At 41.1% G+C, this 14,935-nt stretch carries 17 protein-coding genes; 11 read left to right on the top strand and 6 right to left on the bottom strand.

What is annotated here, in order from left to right; translation table 11 throughout:
* Positions 1-35: 35 nt before the first annotated feature.
* The 3 genes from B7705_RS04085 to yjbM are packed head-to-tail and all read right to left on the bottom strand — an operon-like array spanning position 36 to position 2,402.
* Complete coding sequence (locus tag B7705_RS04085) at positions 36-932, bottom strand: RluA family pseudouridine synthase (protein ID WP_084947983.1); 897 nt, start codon at positions 930-932, stop codon at positions 36-38.
* Positions 929-1,747, bottom strand: a complete 819-nt coding sequence (locus tag B7705_RS04080) for an NAD kinase (RefSeq protein WP_038806136.1) — start codon at positions 1,745-1,747, stop codon at positions 929-931. Before B7705_RS04080 ends, B7705_RS04085 begins: the two co-directional genes overlap by 4 nt.
* Positions 1,731-2,402, bottom strand: coding sequence for a GTP diphosphokinase (yjbM, locus tag B7705_RS04075; protein WP_061452442.1), 672 nt, complete (start codon positions 2,400-2,402; stop codon positions 1,731-1,733). Before yjbM ends, B7705_RS04080 begins: the two co-directional genes overlap by 17 nt.
* A gap of 128 nt (positions 2,403-2,530) precedes the next feature.
* Here yjbM and B7705_RS04070 point away from each other — a divergent pair, with 128 nt between their 5' ends.
* The 7 genes from B7705_RS04070 (at position 2,531) to B7705_RS04040 (ending at position 7,298) form a co-directional block, all read left to right on the top strand.
* Positions 2,531-3,100 carry a CYTH domain-containing protein gene (locus B7705_RS04070; protein WP_084947981.1) on the top strand — a complete coding sequence of 190 codons (570 nt, stop codon included), beginning with the start codon at positions 2,531-2,533 and terminating at the stop codon, positions 3,098-3,100.
* Between the two features lie 111 nt (positions 3,101-3,211).
* Positions 3,212-4,171 carry a ribose-phosphate diphosphokinase gene (locus tag B7705_RS04065; RefSeq protein ID WP_001283847.1) on the top strand — a complete coding sequence of 320 codons (960 nt, stop codon included), beginning with the start codon at positions 3,212-3,214 and terminating at the stop codon, positions 4,169-4,171.
* Positions 4,172-4,180: 9 nt separating this feature from the next.
* Positions 4,181-5,296 (top strand): cysteine desulfurase family protein, encoded by a 1,116-nt coding sequence (locus B7705_RS04060; RefSeq protein WP_084947978.1) that lies wholly within the window; start codon positions 4,181-4,183, stop codon positions 5,294-5,296.
* Between the two features lie 4 nt (positions 5,297-5,300).
* On the top strand, positions 5,301-5,648 hold the full coding sequence (locus tag B7705_RS04055) for a DUF1831 domain-containing protein (protein WP_000863524.1): 348 nt from the start codon (positions 5,301-5,303) through the stop codon (positions 5,646-5,648).
* A 6-nt stretch (positions 5,649-5,654) separates the two neighbouring features.
* On the top strand, positions 5,655-5,858 hold the full coding sequence (locus tag B7705_RS04050; RefSeq protein WP_025169551.1) for a DUF4649 family protein: 204 nt from the start codon (positions 5,655-5,657) through the stop codon (positions 5,856-5,858).
* A gap of 93 nt (positions 5,859-5,951) precedes the next feature.
* Complete coding sequence (locus tag B7705_RS04045; RefSeq protein ID WP_000653419.1) at positions 5,952-6,593, top strand: redox-sensing transcriptional repressor Rex; 642 nt, start codon at positions 5,952-5,954, stop codon at positions 6,591-6,593.
* Positions 6,594-6,608: 15 nt separating this feature from the next.
* Complete coding sequence (locus B7705_RS04040) at positions 6,609-7,298, top strand: gamma-glutamyl-gamma-aminobutyrate hydrolase family protein (RefSeq protein WP_084947975.1); 690 nt, start codon at positions 6,609-6,611, stop codon at positions 7,296-7,298.
* Here the strand turns inward: B7705_RS04040 and radC are convergent.
* The 3 genes from radC to B7705_RS04025 form a co-directional block, all read right to left on the bottom strand.
* Complete coding sequence (gene radC, locus B7705_RS04035; protein ID WP_070838528.1) at positions 7,295-7,975, bottom strand: RadC family protein; 681 nt, start codon at positions 7,973-7,975, stop codon at positions 7,295-7,297. The two genes, B7705_RS04040 and radC, sit on opposite strands and share 4 nt — an antisense overlap.
* Before the next feature lie 42 nt (positions 7,976-8,017).
* On the bottom strand, positions 8,018-10,309 hold the full coding sequence (gene pcrA / locus B7705_RS04030) for a DNA helicase PcrA (protein WP_084947972.1): 2,292 nt from the start codon (positions 10,307-10,309) through the stop codon (positions 8,018-8,020).
* Between the two features lie 207 nt (positions 10,310-10,516).
* Positions 10,517-12,187, bottom strand: coding sequence for a formate--tetrahydrofolate ligase (locus B7705_RS04025; protein WP_084947969.1), 1,671 nt, complete (start codon positions 12,185-12,187; stop codon positions 10,517-10,519).
* A gap of 231 nt (positions 12,188-12,418) precedes the next feature.
* On the opposite strand from B7705_RS04025, the gene coaB reads away from it, so the two are divergent.
* The 4 genes from coaB (at position 12,419) to B7705_RS04005 (ending at position 14,924) form a co-directional block, all read left to right on the top strand.
* Positions 12,419-13,108, top strand: coding sequence for a phosphopantothenate--cysteine ligase (gene coaB, locus B7705_RS04020; RefSeq protein ID WP_084947967.1), 690 nt, complete (start codon positions 12,419-12,421; stop codon positions 13,106-13,108).
* Between the two features lie 11 nt (positions 13,109-13,119).
* On the top strand, positions 13,120-13,671 hold the full coding sequence (coaC, locus tag B7705_RS04015) for a phosphopantothenoylcysteine decarboxylase (RefSeq protein ID WP_084947964.1): 552 nt from the start codon (positions 13,120-13,122) through the stop codon (positions 13,669-13,671).
* Complete coding sequence (locus B7705_RS04010) at positions 13,655-14,218, top strand: ECF transporter S component (RefSeq protein ID WP_084947961.1); 564 nt, start codon at positions 13,655-13,657, stop codon at positions 14,216-14,218. Before coaC ends, B7705_RS04010 begins: the two co-directional genes overlap by 17 nt.
* 178 nt (positions 14,219-14,396) lie before the next feature.
* Complete coding sequence (locus B7705_RS04005; RefSeq protein ID WP_000354636.1) at positions 14,397-14,924, top strand: ECF transporter S component; 528 nt, start codon at positions 14,397-14,399, stop codon at positions 14,922-14,924.
* Positions 14,925-14,935: the final 11 nt, after the last annotated feature.

Here is a 14,935-nt window from a genome sequence, read left to right as displayed (position 1 = left end):
TCCTTTAAGAAAATAAATTATACTCAAAATAGATTTTAAAGAGTATTAGTTGATAACTGAATAATAAGATTGTTAAAATCATCTGGCAAAGGGCTTTCCAGCTCCAGCTGACGCCCTAAGAAGGGATGATAAAAAGATAAATAATGACAATGCAGGGCCTGGCGTTGAATGCCGTCGTCTAGGCTGCCTCCATAGAGATCATCTCCCAACAAAGGAAAGCCGATATGAGAAAAATGCACTCGGATCTGATGAGTTCGTCCAGTATGCAGGCGAATATCAACTAGGTGAATATCTCCATAAGACGCTACAACTTTGTAAGACGTATGAGCGTATTTCCCACCTTTGGCAACCCGTCTTGTGATAATAGAATCTTCATCACGCGCAATCGGGGCGATAATCTCCCCTTCAGGCTCCAAGACACCAGCTCCTTTAACTAAAGCAAAATACCGTTTTTCGATAGACTTTCGTTGCAACTGCTTGTCTAAACGTGCATGAGCGTAGCCGTGTTTGGCAAAGAGCATCAAACCAGATGTATCTCTATCAAGCCTAGTCACGATGTGAACTTGCTGGTTTTCATAGTTTTGCTTGACATAGTAGCCCTTGATAAAATTGGCAATGGTATTGGAATGATTGACACTGGGGATGGAAGCTACTCCATAAGGCTTATTCAAAACCAGAAAATGGTCATCCTCATAGAGAATATCCAGTGGTCGATCAATAGCTTCAAGGCTCTCAAACCCTTCCTCTGCAGGGATATCAATAGTTACCCTGTCTCCAATATCTAAGAGATAAGTCGCATTTTGAGGTTGGCCATTGACCAGTATAGCCCCGCCTCGAAACTTAATCTTAGCCAAAAGTCCCTTAGAAACCTCGTGTTTCTTGAGAAAAGTTTTGACTTTGACATGTTCATCTGCTATAAATTCAAACCTCATTCGTCCACCTCGCCGATGAAGGCATCTTTGACACGATTCCAGAAACTAGTGTGACTTGGAGTCGCTACGAAGTGAATCTTGTGATGGTCGATTTGATACTCAATCCGTTCGATATTACGGAAGGAATAGACGCTGTTATCGACTGATATCGTGTGGTAATCATTGCGTGTCGGCAAGAGTTCAATCTTATCTTTTTTGGGAATAATGATCGATGATCCCAAAGTGCGATAGACTCGGTTGTTAAGACTCGCTATCTCAGTCAACTGCAAGGCTTCAATGGTAGGATGCAAGACAGCTCCACCCAAGGACTTGTTATAGGCAGTGCTTCCAGTTGGCGTTGAAACAGTTACTCCATCTCCTCGAAATCGCTCAAATGGAACATGATTAATGATGATATCCGCAACCATGGTGCGATCAGACCTGCGGATGCTGGCTTCGTTTAATGCACGGAAGGTCTTAACTTCTCCGTTTTCAAGTGTCACCTTGACATTCAAAACAGGATAGGAAACCTTGGCACCAGTATCCAGTTGGAGATTGGTAACCAACTGGTCCAACTCAAAGTCACGATAATCCGTATAAAATCCTAAATGTCCTGTATGTACGCCAATAAATCGAACTTTATCTAACTGATTCTCGTACTTGTGAAATGCAGACAAAAGCATCCCATCCCCACCAATTGATATGACGATGTCAGGATTGGTGTCGTTGAGTATAAAATGATGTTTTTTCAACTGGTCTTTCAGCTCATACAAAACCTTTTGACTCTGGGGTTTTCTATTTGCAATCAGATCAATTCGTTTACCTGTATTCTTCATCTGTATCGTCACTATTTCCTACACCGTCGTTTAGTTTTCTACTTAAAGGATCAAAGAGCGCCTGTGCTTCCTGAATATCATCACGGATTTTCCCCATTTCTTCATCCAGTTGATAGGCTATTTTCGCCGTGATTTCCAGTCTTTTCTTAATCTCCTCTGGGAAATCCCCCTGATACTTATAATTGAGCGAATGCTCAATCGTAGCCCAAAAATTCATGGCTAAAGTCCGGATTTGAATTTCAGCCAGAATCGTCTTAACACCACTGATGGTGTCAACTGTATACTCTACCACCACATGATAGGAGCGATAGCCCGAAGCCTTCCGATGCGTGATGTAGTCACGTTCCTGTACTACTCTCATATCATGGCGTTTGCGTAAAATCGCAACAACTTCCTGAACATCATCGACGAACTGCACCATGACCCGCAAACCTGCGATATCCTGTAAGTCATGTTCCAAAGTATCGTAGCCAATCCCTCTGCGATTCATTTTTTCCTTAATACTTTCAATCGGCTTCACCCGTCCAGTAACAAACTCAATCGGAGAGTGCTTGTTTTGTTTACGATACTGTTTGCGAATTCCACGAAGCTTAATCTTCAATTCACCAACAGCTTGAATGTAAGGATCTAAAAATTCTTCCCATTCTATGGTCATATTTTCTCCCTTTTGGTATGTGATTGTGTTGTTGAAAATTTTTGATTTTTTCACTACAATCATATACAATAAATACATTGTCCATTATACCATAAATCGCTTTCAAAGATAAAAAAAAGGTTAGAAAAATGAAACATTTAGAAATTGAACTGAAAACACTACTGAAAAAAGAGGATTACGATCATTTAAAAGAACAGTTTTCTCATATCCAACCCGTCCTACAGAAAAACTACTACATTGATACACCTGATTTTCAATTGCGTGAAAAAAAGGTTGCCATGCGCATTCGCACCTTTTCAGATTGGGCGGAGTTGACCTTGAAAGTACCTCAAACCGTAGGAAATATGGAATACAACCAGAAACTAACTCTTCCAGAGGCTGAATTTTACCTAGAAAAACAAAAACTTCCTCAAGGGCTCGTTTTAGAAAAGCTTGCTAAGATTGGTATTGAAAGCCATGACTGGTTTGTTCTGGGTTGTCTTTCAACTCTTCGTTACGAAATGGAAACGCCGATTGGTCTAATGGCACTAGATGAAAGCCACTACTTTGATCAGACAGACTATGAACTCGAGCTTGAAGTCACAGACCATGAAAAAGGGAAAGCTGATTTTCAGAAATTCTTAGAAGAAAATCAGATCAATTATCAGAAAGCTCCTTCAAAATTAATTCGTTTTATTAAAAGCATGAAAAAAAGCTGAAATAATCTCCTTTTTTTGGTAGAATAGAAAAGATAAAAATAAAAGAATCTCCCTTTGAAAAACAGAACTTTCTCAAAGGAGATTCACAAAGTTTACAGAGGACGGTCTATAATGTCAGATAGAAACAACATGAAACTTTTCACCCTAAACTCTAACCCAGAAATCGCTCAAAAGATTGCGGATACAGTTGGTGTACCTCTCGGAAAATTATCTTCTCGCCAATTTTCTGATGGTGAAATCCAGGTCAATATTGAAGAGAGTGTCCGCGGTTACGATGTCTACATCATCCAGTCAACCAGCTACCCCGTTAGCAACCACTTGATGGAGTTGTTGATCATGGTTGATGCTTGTGTACGCGCAAGTGCTCATAGTATCAACGTTGTCCTTCCTTACTTTGGTTATGCGCGTCAGGATCGTATCGCTTCTTCTCGCGAACCCCTCACTGCAAAACTAGTTGCCAATATGCTTGTCAAAGCTGGTGTAAGCCGTGTTCTAACGCTTGACCTCCACGCTGTTCAGGTCCAAGGTTTCTTTGATATTCCTGTAGATAATCTTTATACTGTTCCTCTATTTGCTAAGCACTACTGTGATAAAGGACTCCTTGGCTCCGATGTTGTTGTTGTCAGTCCAAAGAACTCTGGTGTTAAACGTGCGCGTAGTTTGGCTGAATACCTTGATGCTCCTATCGCTATCATTGACTACGCCCAAGACGATTCTAATCGTAACGAAGGCTATATCATTGGGGATGTCGAAGGCAAGAAGGCTATCTTAATTGACGACATCCTAAATACTGGTCGTACATTCTCTGAAGCAGCCAAAATCGTTGAACGTGAAGGTGCAACTGAGATTTATGCAGTATCCAGTCACGGTTTATTTGTTGAAGGTGCAGCAGACCTCCTTGATGCTACAAACATCAAAGAAATCCTTGTGACTGACTCAGTAGCAACCAAAGAAAGAACTCCAGAAAATGTATGTTACATTACTGCTAGCGAATTAATCGGAGATGCGATCGTCCGCATCCATGAAAGAAAACCAGTCAGCCCACTCTTTGCTTACAACAAAAAGAAATAAGGTGATTCTTTGATTTATTTGGACAATGCTGCTACGACTCCTATGTCAGCAGTAGCTATTGCAGAAATGACCAAGGTCATGCAAGAAACTCATGGTAATCCTTCTAGTATTCATGGCCATGGTCGACAAGCTGGTAAACTCTTGCGAGAGGCTCGTCAGGACTTAGCCCACTTACTAGGAACCAAACCTCAACATATCTTTTTCACGTCTGGTGGTACAGAAAGTAACAATACAGCCATTATTGGCTATTGTCTCCGTCATCAAAAACGTGGAAAACATATCATCACGACAGCTATTGAACACCATTCTGTGCTTGAGACTATCGATTATCTGGTGCAACATTTTGGCTTTGAAGCGACTATCATCCAACCAGTAAATCAAGAAATTACTCCCCAGCAAATTCAAGAGGCCTTACGTGACGATACTATTCTCGTTTCCACTATGTATGCTAATAATGAAACGGGCAGTCTCTTACCTATCGCTGAGATTGGACGTGTTTTAAAAGAGCATCCTGCGGCTTATCATGTAGATGCTGTTCAAGCTATCGGAAAAGTTCCTATCCATCCTGAGGAATTGGGAATTGATTTCCTCAGTGCTTCTGCCCACAAATTCCATGGACCAAAGGGAATCGGCTTTCTTTATGCTTCTTCCGCGGACTTTGATTCCTATCTTCACGGTGGAGACCAAGAACAAAAGAAACGGGCTGGAACAGAAAACCTCGCTGCCATTGTAGGCATGGTCGCTGCTCTTAAAGAGGACTTAGAGCAGCAAGCTGAACATTACCAAAAACTAGAGGGATTAAAATCTGCTTTTCTAGATGAGATTGCAGATCTAGAATACTATCTCAACGAAAGCCAATACCAGCTTCCTTATGTTGTCAATATTGGCTTTCCTGGTCAAAAAAATGATTTGCTCTTGCTACGGTTAGACCTTGAAGGAATTTCAATTTCTACCGGTTCAGCTTGTACCGCTGGTGTTGTACAAACCAGTCATGTGCTTAAAGCATTTTATGGACCAGATTCGCATCGTTTGAAAGAATCTGTCCGTATCAGCCTGTCTCCTCTTAACACTGAGGAAGAACTGAAACAACTCGCACAAACCTTAAAAAATATTATTGGAGATTAATCTAATGGCATTCGAAAAAACCATTAAACTACAAAACTGCCGCTACGACTACACACTTAGCCCAACTGTCAAAAAGTTCACACTGAAAGATAATACTTTCTTTGAAACAAAAGTTGGAAACTTCGAACTAACTCGTCTGCTTGAGAAAGTACCTAACAGCGGTGAAGGCTTCAACCTAAAAATCATCATCAATAAAGACCTTACAGGTGCTAAACTCAACATCACTGACAAATCTGGCCTTCGTTTGGTGAATATCTTTAAATCAGAAGACCATCATATCCACCAAGAGAAATTCTACTTCCTCATGGACAGCCTTGTAGAACGCGGAATCTTCACAAAAGAAGAAAGATAATTGGCTATGTATCGACTTACCTATCAAGATAACTATCACGTAGAACGTACACTTGAATATAAGGATTACGAAGAGCTTATGTTATCTCTATCAGGTTGTGTAACTCTTCCAGATACATTCCTAGTTACCTCATTAACCTTTGATGATAAAGTTATCTATCAAGGATTGGTCGGAGATCTCTACCGTTTTCTATCACAAGCTAATTTTTAAGACTAAAACTAAGATTTTCTTAGTTTTTTCTTGTTTTTGTTGATTTTTTCACAATGTTTCTATAAAATAGAAGAATAGAAAGGTTGTGGTTTTGTGAAAGATAAACAGTCTGCTATTCCAAAAGCAACAGCAAAAAGACTCTCTCTCTACTATCGAATTTTTAAGAGATTTCATGCCGAGAAAATCGAACGTGCCAACTCTAAGCAAATTGCAGAGGCTATCGGTATCGATTCTGCGACTGTTCGTCGTGATTTTTCCTATTTTGGCGAACTAGGTCGTCGTGGTTTTGGTTATGATGTTAAAAAACTGATGACTTTTTTTGCTGACCTCCTAAATGACAACTCCATTACCAATGTTATGTTGGTTGGGATTGGGAATATGGGGCATGCCCTTCTCCACTATCGCTTCCATGAGCGTAACAAGATGAAAATCATCATGGCCTTTGACCTAGATGACCATCCAGAAGTTGGAACCCAGACACCTGATGGAATTCCAATCTATGGTATCTCTCAAATTAAAGAAAAAATCAAAGAAGCAGATGTTAAAACTGCTATCCTAACAGTTCCAAGTGTTAAATCACAAGAAGTCGCCAATCTTTTGGTCGATGCAGGTATAAAAGGTATTCTCAGTTTTTCCCCTGTTCACCTCCACCTTCCAAAAGATGTGGTCGTTCAGTATGTCGATTTGACAAGCGAACTCCAAACTCTCCTCTATTTTATGCGTAAAGAGGATTAGAAAGCGAAAGCATTTATGAAAAAACCAGTTATTGGGATTACAGGAAATGAAAAAGCTCATCCAGATGATGACATCATGATGAGCTATGCAGCAAAGGGCTTTGTTGAAGGAGTCAAGGACGCTGGCGGAATTCCAATCATCCTACCGATTGGTGATCAAGAAATGGCTACCCATTACATCAGTATCATTGATAAGCTTATCCTAACGGGTGGGCAAAATGTTGATCCAAAATACTATGGTGAGCCTAAAACCATTGACAGCGATGACTACCATCTTCAAAGAGACCAGTTTGAATTGGCCCTTATCAGAGAAGCGATTAAACAGAAGAAACCAATTTTCTCTGTTTGCCGGGGTACTCAGCTTTTCAATGTCGCTATGGGAGGTACGCTTCACCAAGATATCGAGGATCATTGGCAGGACTGTTCAGCCGAATACACGACACAACGTCTCGTAACGGAACCTGATACGATTCTCCGAGAGATCTATGGAGAAATCTCTCATATCAACTCCTTCCACCACCAGAGCATTAAAGATCTAGCCTCAAATCTTAAGGTTGTAGCACATGATCCTAAAGATGGAATCATTGAGGCTGTGACAACTACGGACGGCTTTCCTTATCTTGGTGTCCAATGGCATCCAGAATTTCTATTTGAAAATCGTCCCAAAGATAAAACGCTATTTAACTATGTTGTTAACGAACTCTAGATTAGATCCGTCTTTTCACGGTAACTAAAGTAATCAGAGTGAGAGACAATCAAATGGTCCAAGAACACAATTCCCATCAGTTCGCAGGCTTCCTTGACTAGTTTAGTGACATGGTTGTCGTTTCGACTAGGAGATACAGCACCGGATGGATGATTGTGAACGAGAATCACAGACGTTGCCATATGCTTCAAAGCATAGTGAAGGATTTCTCTCGGTTCAGCAATACTGCGTGTCGCAGATCCGATAAAAATAGTTTGCTGATGGATGATTTGATTTTGAGTATTGAGATAGAGCGCCACTAGGTGCTCTTGTTTTTTGTCGCCAAGTTCCTGTTGCATTTTCTTGGCTAGTTTTTGACTGCTGAGAATACTTTCCATCTCAAGGGTTTCATGTTTGTGAATGCGATGTCCCAGTTCAATCACTGCTTGTAATTCAATGGCCTTAATCCGTCCAATACCAGACAGACTCTGCAATTCCTGCAGGGTCATTTTTTTCAGATCGGTTAGACTGGTCAAACTATTCAAGACTTTCTGAGCGATTTCAAAAACATTGGCCTGACGCGTTCCCGTTCTGAGCAAAATAGCTAGTAATTCTTGATTGCTCAGAGCCTCTACTCCTTCTTTAACTAGTCTTTCTCTAGGCAAGAGTGAATCTTCTTGGAATGAAATACTGTACATAAAAATCCTCCTCACTTTATTATTCGTGAGAAGGATGAAAAATTAGATTTTTTTCTCAATTGGGGCTACACTGCCTAGGAGTTTTTTCAGTCCTACTTCTGGGAAATTGATTTTCAATTCCTGCGTAGCACCGCTACCAGAGACTTCCAGAACAGTTCCCTCTCCCCACTTCTTGTGGAGAGCAATATCCCCAATAGACCAACTTGTATCAGTCGAATCTTTTTTATTTCCGGCTGCTAACTGTCCAAACGGGAGACCACTTGACTCGATAGAGCTTGGTGCAGCATTGCGTTTCCGTTCTTGAAGGGCCTGAGCTAGGCTCATACCTTGACCAAAGGCCGCTCCACCACTGCTATAAGAAGCCTTAAAGCTAGTATTCGCTGGTCGAGCCAAGCCTTGATAGTCAAGTAAGTCCGAACTAATTTCATTGATAAAACGGGTCGGACGATTGTAATTGGTACGCCCAAAAAGTAAGCGTGAATTGGCATTGGTCAGATAGAGGATCTTTTCTGCTCGTGTGATACCGACATAGGCCAAACGGCGTTCCTCTTCTAGCTCATCTGGATCTTCAGCTGCACGGCTAAGGGGAAAGACATTTTCCTCCATCCCAATGATAAAAACAACTGGGAACTCAAGTCCCTTAGCTGCGTGCAAGGTCATCAAGGTCACTTCTGATGTCTCCTGACTGCCTGAATCCGTATCCGCAATCAGGGCAAGGTCATTCAAGAAACGACTGAGTTTGTCCAAACCTGTTTCCTCTTCTTGACTATCAGGATTGTCGTCAAAATTTTTGGTAACAGAAAGGAATTCCTCGATATTTTCAACCCGCGCCTTGCTTTCTAAGGTCGCTTGGGCATTGAGAATATCGATATAACCAGTTTTTTCTAGAACAGCCTCAACCAACTCTGTAATGGTTAATTGATCCAGTTGCTCCCGCAAATCCAGAATCATATTGGCAAAATCCCAGATAGACTGGGCTGCTTTTCCTTTGATGCCAGACAGCATGATATTAGCTGAAGCATCCAGCATAGACATCTCTTGCATATTCGCAAAATCGCGAATTTTCTCAACGGTTCCTGGGCCGATTCCGCGTTTAGGTTCGTTAATAATGCGCTCAAAACTGATATTATCACTCAAATTGGCAATGAGGTTAAGGTAAGCGATAATGTCACGGATTTCCTTACGGCTGTAGAACTTGGTCCCGCCAACCATAGTATAAGGAATATTGGACTTTAGGAGGGCCTCCTCAATGGTACGAGACTGCGCATTAGTCCGATATAGAACTGCAAAATCTTTGTGAAGGAAGTTGTGACTACGACCAAGTTCATCGATGGTTTTGGCTACAAAAACAGCCTCATCTTGTTCGTCATTTGCGCGATAATAAACGATTTGCTCCCCATCGGCATTCTGAGTCCAGAGATTCTTGGGACGACGATTTTTATTGTTTTTGATGACGTCATTGGCAGCTTGGAGAATGGTTTTGGTTGAACGATAATTTTCTTCCAACAAAACTACCTTGGCGTTAGGGTAATCTTTCTCAAAATCCAATATATTCTGCATATCAGCCCCACGCCAACCATAGATAGACTGGTCCGCATCACCGACTACGCAGATGTTTTTAAAGCGTGAAGCTAAGAGTTTGACCAGTTGGTACTGGGCATGGTTGGTATCTTGGTACTCATCAACATGAATGTACTGGAACTTCTGCTGGTAGTAGGTCAAAACATCAAGATTTTGATCAAAGAGACGCAGGGTCAGCATAATCAAATCATCAAAGTCAACGGACTCAGACTGACGAAGCTCCTTTTGATAGGCCGTATAACACTGGGCCACGATTTGCGTATACATATCACCAGCTTGAGCAGCATAAGCCACATCATCAATCAAGTCATTCTTAGCATTGGAAATGGTTCCCAAAATAGTCCGTTCATTCCATTTTTTAGGATCCAAGTTCAACTGCTTGAGAATGCGTTTCATAAGGGTTCGCTGTTCTCCAGGATCTACTATGGTAAAATTGCGGTTGTAGCCAATATGATCCGCATCGCGACGTAGGATACGAACACACATGGAGTGAAAGGTCGCAATCAGACAGTCCTGAGTAGCTGGATTGAGGCTATAGGCACGCTCCTTCATCTCACGAGCAGCCTTATTGGTAAAGGTAATGGCCAAAATATTCCAAGGATTGACCATCTTTTCATCAATCAAGTAGGCAATTCTGTGAGTTAAAACACGAGTCTTTCCAGAACCAGCCCCTGCCATGATCAACAAGGGACCTTCTGTCGTTTGCACTGCCTCGGCTTGACGGTCATTCATTCCATTCAATAATGCGTTCATTTTCTCTTCCTTACTCTTGAAGTCAATGTTTCTATTATATCAGAAATCAGGGAAAATATCTTTACCTAGACTGATTGCTTGTAGAAGACACCTCTTTCATCAGCTGAAGACAACTCCTTACATCAGCTGAAGACAACTCCTTACATCTAGATAAAAAAATGAGCTTGGATAGCTTTTCCAAACTCATTTGAAATCAATTGCAATATACTAGAACAATCCTAAAACGGTTCCATCGCTTTCAACATCCATATTAAGAGCGGCTGGACGTTTTGGAAGGCCTGGCATGGTCATAACATCACCTGTTAAGGCAACGATGAAGCCTGCACCTAATTTTGGTACCAATTCACGGATGGTAATTTCAAAGTTCTCTGGTGCTCCAAGTGCATTTGGATTGTCAGAAAAACTGTACTGAGTTTTCGCCATACAGATTGGCAATTTGTCCCATCCATTCTGAACGATTTGAGCGATTTGCGTTTGGGCTTTCTTCTCAAAGTTCACTTTGCTACCACGATAGATTTCAGTGACAATCTTTTCAATCTTTTCTTGGACAGAAAGGTCATTGTCATAAAGACGAGTGTAGTTGGCTGGATTTTCAGAGATAGTCTTGACAAGCGTTTCAGCAAGCGCTACGCCACCTTCTGCTCCATCAGCCCATACACTAGCCAACTCAACTGGAACATCGATTGAAGCACAGAGTTCTTTCAAGGCTGCAATTTCAGCTTCTGTATCAGAAACAAATTCGTTAATCGCAACAACTGCTGGAATACCAAACTTACGAATATTTTCAACGTGGCGTTTCAAGTTAGCAAAACCTGCACGAACTGCTTCCACATTTTCCTCTGTAAGAGCATCCTTAGCTACACCACCATTCATCTTAAGGGCACGAAGGGTAGCAACGATGACAACTGCATCTGGAGATGTAGGCAAGTTTGGTGTCTTAATGTCAAGGAATTTCTCAGCACCAAGGTCTGCACCAAAACCAGCTTCAGTAACAGTATAATCAGCCAAGCGAAGGGCTGTGCTTGTTGCCAAAACAGAGTTACAGCCATGAGCGATATTGGCAAATGGACCACCGTGTACAAAAGCAGGTGTTCCGTAGATTGTCTGAACCAAGTTTGGTTTGATAGCATCTTTCAAAATCAATGCTAAAGCTCCCTCAACTTGCAAATCACCAACAGTAACTGGTGTACGGTCATAGCGATATCCGATAACGATATTCGCCAAACGACGTTTCAAATCTTCAATATCAGTCGCCAAGCAAAGAATGGCCATGATTTCGGAAGCAACTGTAATATCGAAACCATCCTCACGTGGAATACCATTTAGAGGGCCACCAAGTCCAACGGTAACATGGCGAAGGGCGCGGTCGTTCAAGTCTACTACACGTTTCCAGAGGATACGACGTTGGTCAATTCCTAGCTCATTCCCTTGGTGCAAGTGATTGTCAATCAAGGCTGAAAGAGCATTGTTAGCAGTTGTAATGGCATGCATATCCCCCGTAAAGTGGAGGTTGATGTCCTCCATTGGCAACACTTGGGCATAACCACCACCAGCTGCACCACCCTTGATCCCCATTACTGGGCCAAGAGACGGTTCGCGGATAGCAATCATGGTTTTCTTACCAATCTTGTTCAAGGCATCCGCAAGACCAATGGTAATGGTTGATTTCCCCTCACCAGCAGGTGTTGGGTTGATGGCAGTTACCAAGATCAATTTACCAACTGGATTGTTCTCAACCGCACGAATTTTATCAAAACTAAGCTTAGCCTTGTACTTTCCGTACAACTCCAAATCGTCATAAGAAATACCAAGTTTCTCAACAACATCAACGATTGGTTTCAACTCAATACTCTGTGCGATTTCAATATCTGTTTTCATTCAAAACTCCTCTAACCTCTAATATGATAACTCATTATAACACAAAAAAAGTTTTTTCACATACAAAAAGCTTAGTAAAGTTTATAAACATCAAGTTTTAAGGTCTATATTAGACATTTTTTTTACTTTTTATAAGTTTTTATAGCCAAAAACTATAATCTTGCTAGAAAATTAGATAAAAAAACAAACGCTTTCTTTTGATTCTATTTTATTTTTTGGTACAATAGTCCTATGAAAATTTTAGTTACGTCAGGCGGTACCAGTGAAGCTATCGATAGTGTCCGCTCTATTACTAATCATTCTACTGGTCGCTTGGGGAAAATCATCACCGAAGCCCTACTTGCTGCTGGTCATGAGGTTTGTTTGATTACTACTCCTAGTGCTATTAAGCCAGAACCTCATCCCAACCTAAGCATTCGAGAAATTAAGAACACCAATGATCTCCTTTTTGAGATGAAAGAGCGAGTTCCAAATTACCGGGTCTTGATTCATTCAATGGCTGTATCTGACTACACACCTGTTTATATGACGGGGCTTGAGGAGGTTCAGGCTAGCTCTAATTTGGAAGATTTTTTAAACAAGCAGAATCATCAAGCTAAGATTTCTTCAACTGACGAGGTTCAGGTTTTATTCCTGAAAAAAACACCCAAAATCATCTCTCTAGTCAAGGAATGGAATCCAGCTATTCATCTGATTGGTTTCAAACTGTTGGTTGATGTCTCTGAAGATTATCTCATAGAAATTGCTAGAAAAAGCCTTATCAAGAACCAAGCAGACTTAATCATTGCAAATGACCTGACTCAAATTTCAGCAAACCAGCATCACGCAATCTTTGTTGAGAATGAGCAACTCCAAACCGTTCAAACCAAAGAGGAAATAGCAAATCTCCTGCTTGAAAAAATTCAAGCATACGATTCATAGAAAGGAAAGCCATGGCAAATATTCTCATCGCAGTGACAGGTTCCATTGCCTCCTATAAATCAGCTGACCTGGTCAGTTCCTTGAAGAAACAAGGCCATCAGGTTACTGTCTTAATGACTGAGGCAGCGAGAGAGTTTATCCAACCGTTGACACTACAGGTACTCTCACAGAATCCAGTTCGCCTTGATGTCATGAAGGAACCCTATCCTGATCAAGTCAATCATATCGAACTAGGTAAAAGAACTGATCTTTTTATCGTTGTCCCTGCTACTGCTAATACCATCGCAAAGTTAGTCCACGGATTTGCGGATAACATGGTGACAAGCACAGCGCTTGCCCTACCAAGTCACATCCCTAAACTCTTAGCGCCAGCCATGAATACCAAAATGTATGACCATCCGGCAACTCAGGCTAATCTAAAAACATTAGAGACCTATGGTTATCAGATTATCTCCCCAAAAGAATCTTTACTAGCCTGTGGCGATCACGGCAAAGGCGCCCTAGCTGACCTGAATACTATATTAGAAAGAATAAAGGAAACCCTCGATGAACAAACGCTCTAACATTGCCCCAATTGCTATCTTTTTTGCAGTTATGCTCGTTATCCACTTTTTGAGCTCTCTCCTATTTAATCTTTTCCCATTTCCAATTAAACCAACTATCGTTCATATTCCAGTAATCATTGCTAGTATCATTTACGGCCCACGAGTTGGTGTTACACTTGGTTTCTTGATGGGACTGCTAAGCTTAACGGTAAACACGATTACCATCCTTCCAACCAGCTACCTCTTTTCTCCATTCGTACCGAACGGAAACATCTATTCTGCGATTATCGCTATTGTCCCTCGCATTTTGATCGGTCTGACACCTTACTTGGTCTATAAACTGATAAAAAATAAAACTGGGCTAATCCTAGCTGGTGCCCTTGGTTCCCTTACCAATACCGTCTTTGTCCTCGGGGGAATCTTCTTCCTTTTTGGAAATGTCTTCGATGGCAATATCCAAAAACTCCTAGCAACTGTTATCTCTACAAACTCAATCGCCGAATTGGTTATCTCAGCCATCTTGACTGTAATGATTGTCCCACGTCTCGAAACCTTGAAGAAATAAAAAAACAACTCCACTTTCGTCCTGAAGGTGGAGTTTAACATTTAAAACATAAGAATTAAGTTCCCAGTATTCTTTACCACATTTAATCAAATATCCATTAAAAATCACTAATGCTTCTTGACTTAACTGATTATTTATTGTACTATACTTGTGTATATACAGATAAATGGAGGTTCTTATGGATATACGGAAAAAAACGCAGTTTATGACCATGACTGCACTGCTCACAGCAATCGCGATTTTGATTCCAATCATTATGCCTTTTAAAATCGTCATCCCACCAGCTTCTTACACTTTAGGAAGCCATATCGCCATCTTTATCGCCATGTTTCTATCACCTTTGATGGCTGCTTTTGTGATTATTGCTTCGAGTCTCGGTTTCCTGATGGCAGGTTACCCTATGGTTATCGTCCTACGCGCCTTTTCTCACATCGTTTTTGGTATTTTGGGAGCATTTTACTTAAAAAAATTCCCTGAAACCTTGGATAAACCAAAGGCATCTTGGATTTTTAACTTTGTTTTAGGTGTTGTTCACGCTATCGCTGAAGTACTAGCTTGTATCATCTTCTATGCTACTTCAGGAACAAACGTTGAAAATATGTTTTATGTTCTCTTCGTCCTAGTTGGATTTGGCACAATTGTCCATAGTATGGTAGACTATACATTAGCACTAGCTGTCTATAAAGTGCTTCGAAAACGTCGCTAAAAGGAAAAACT

This window comes from Streptococcus oralis subsp. dentisani, from assembly GCF_002096685.1.
GTDB classification, from domain to species: domain Bacteria; phylum Bacillota; class Bacilli; order Lactobacillales; family Streptococcaceae; genus Streptococcus; species Streptococcus oralis_AD.
Note: the sequence above shows the minus strand (reverse complement) of the source record. Positions and strands in the feature narration are given on the sequence as shown.

What these genes read in the sequence shown, in the direction of transcription:
- B7705_RS04085 (WP_084947983.1), bottom strand. Translation starts at nt 932, where the DNA reads ATGAGGTTTGAATTTATAGCAGATGAACATGTCAAAGTCAAAACTTTT.
- B7705_RS04080 (WP_038806136.1), bottom strand. Translation starts at nt 1,747, where the DNA reads ATGAAGAATACAGGTAAACGAATTGATCTGATTGCAAATAGAAAACCC.
- yjbM (WP_061452442.1), bottom strand. Translation starts at nt 2,402, where the DNA reads ATGACCATAGAATGGGAAGAATTTTTAGATCCTTACATTCAAGCTGTT.
- B7705_RS04070 (WP_084947981.1), top strand. Translation starts at nt 2,531, where the DNA reads ATGAAACATTTAGAAATTGAACTGAAAACACTACTGAAAAAAGAGGAT.
- B7705_RS04065 (WP_001283847.1), top strand. Translation starts at nt 3,212, where the DNA reads ATGTCAGATAGAAACAACATGAAACTTTTCACCCTAAACTCTAACCCA.
- B7705_RS04055 (WP_000863524.1), top strand. Translation starts at nt 5,301, where the DNA reads ATGGCATTCGAAAAAACCATTAAACTACAAAACTGCCGCTACGACTAC.
- B7705_RS04050 (WP_025169551.1), top strand. Translation starts at nt 5,655, where the DNA reads ATGTATCGACTTACCTATCAAGATAACTATCACGTAGAACGTACACTT.
- B7705_RS04040 (WP_084947975.1), top strand. Translation starts at nt 6,609, where the DNA reads ATGAAAAAACCAGTTATTGGGATTACAGGAAATGAAAAAGCTCATCCA.
- radC (WP_070838528.1), bottom strand. Translation starts at nt 7,975, where the DNA reads ATGTACAGTATTTCATTCCAAGAAGATTCACTCTTGCCTAGAGAAAGA.
- pcrA (WP_084947972.1), bottom strand. Translation starts at nt 10,309, where the DNA reads ATGAACGCATTATTGAATGGAATGAATGACCGTCAAGCCGAGGCAGTG.
- B7705_RS04025 (WP_084947969.1), bottom strand. Translation starts at nt 12,187, where the DNA reads ATGAAAACAGATATTGAAATCGCACAGAGTATTGAGTTGAAACCAATC.
- coaB (WP_084947967.1), top strand. Translation starts at nt 12,419, where the DNA reads ATGAAAATTTTAGTTACGTCAGGCGGTACCAGTGAAGCTATCGATAGT.
- coaC (WP_084947964.1), top strand. Translation starts at nt 13,120, where the DNA reads ATGGCAAATATTCTCATCGCAGTGACAGGTTCCATTGCCTCCTATAAA.
- B7705_RS04010 (WP_084947961.1), top strand. Translation starts at nt 13,655, where the DNA reads ATGAACAAACGCTCTAACATTGCCCCAATTGCTATCTTTTTTGCAGTT.
- B7705_RS04005 (WP_000354636.1), top strand. Translation starts at nt 14,397, where the DNA reads ATGGATATACGGAAAAAAACGCAGTTTATGACCATGACTGCACTGCTC.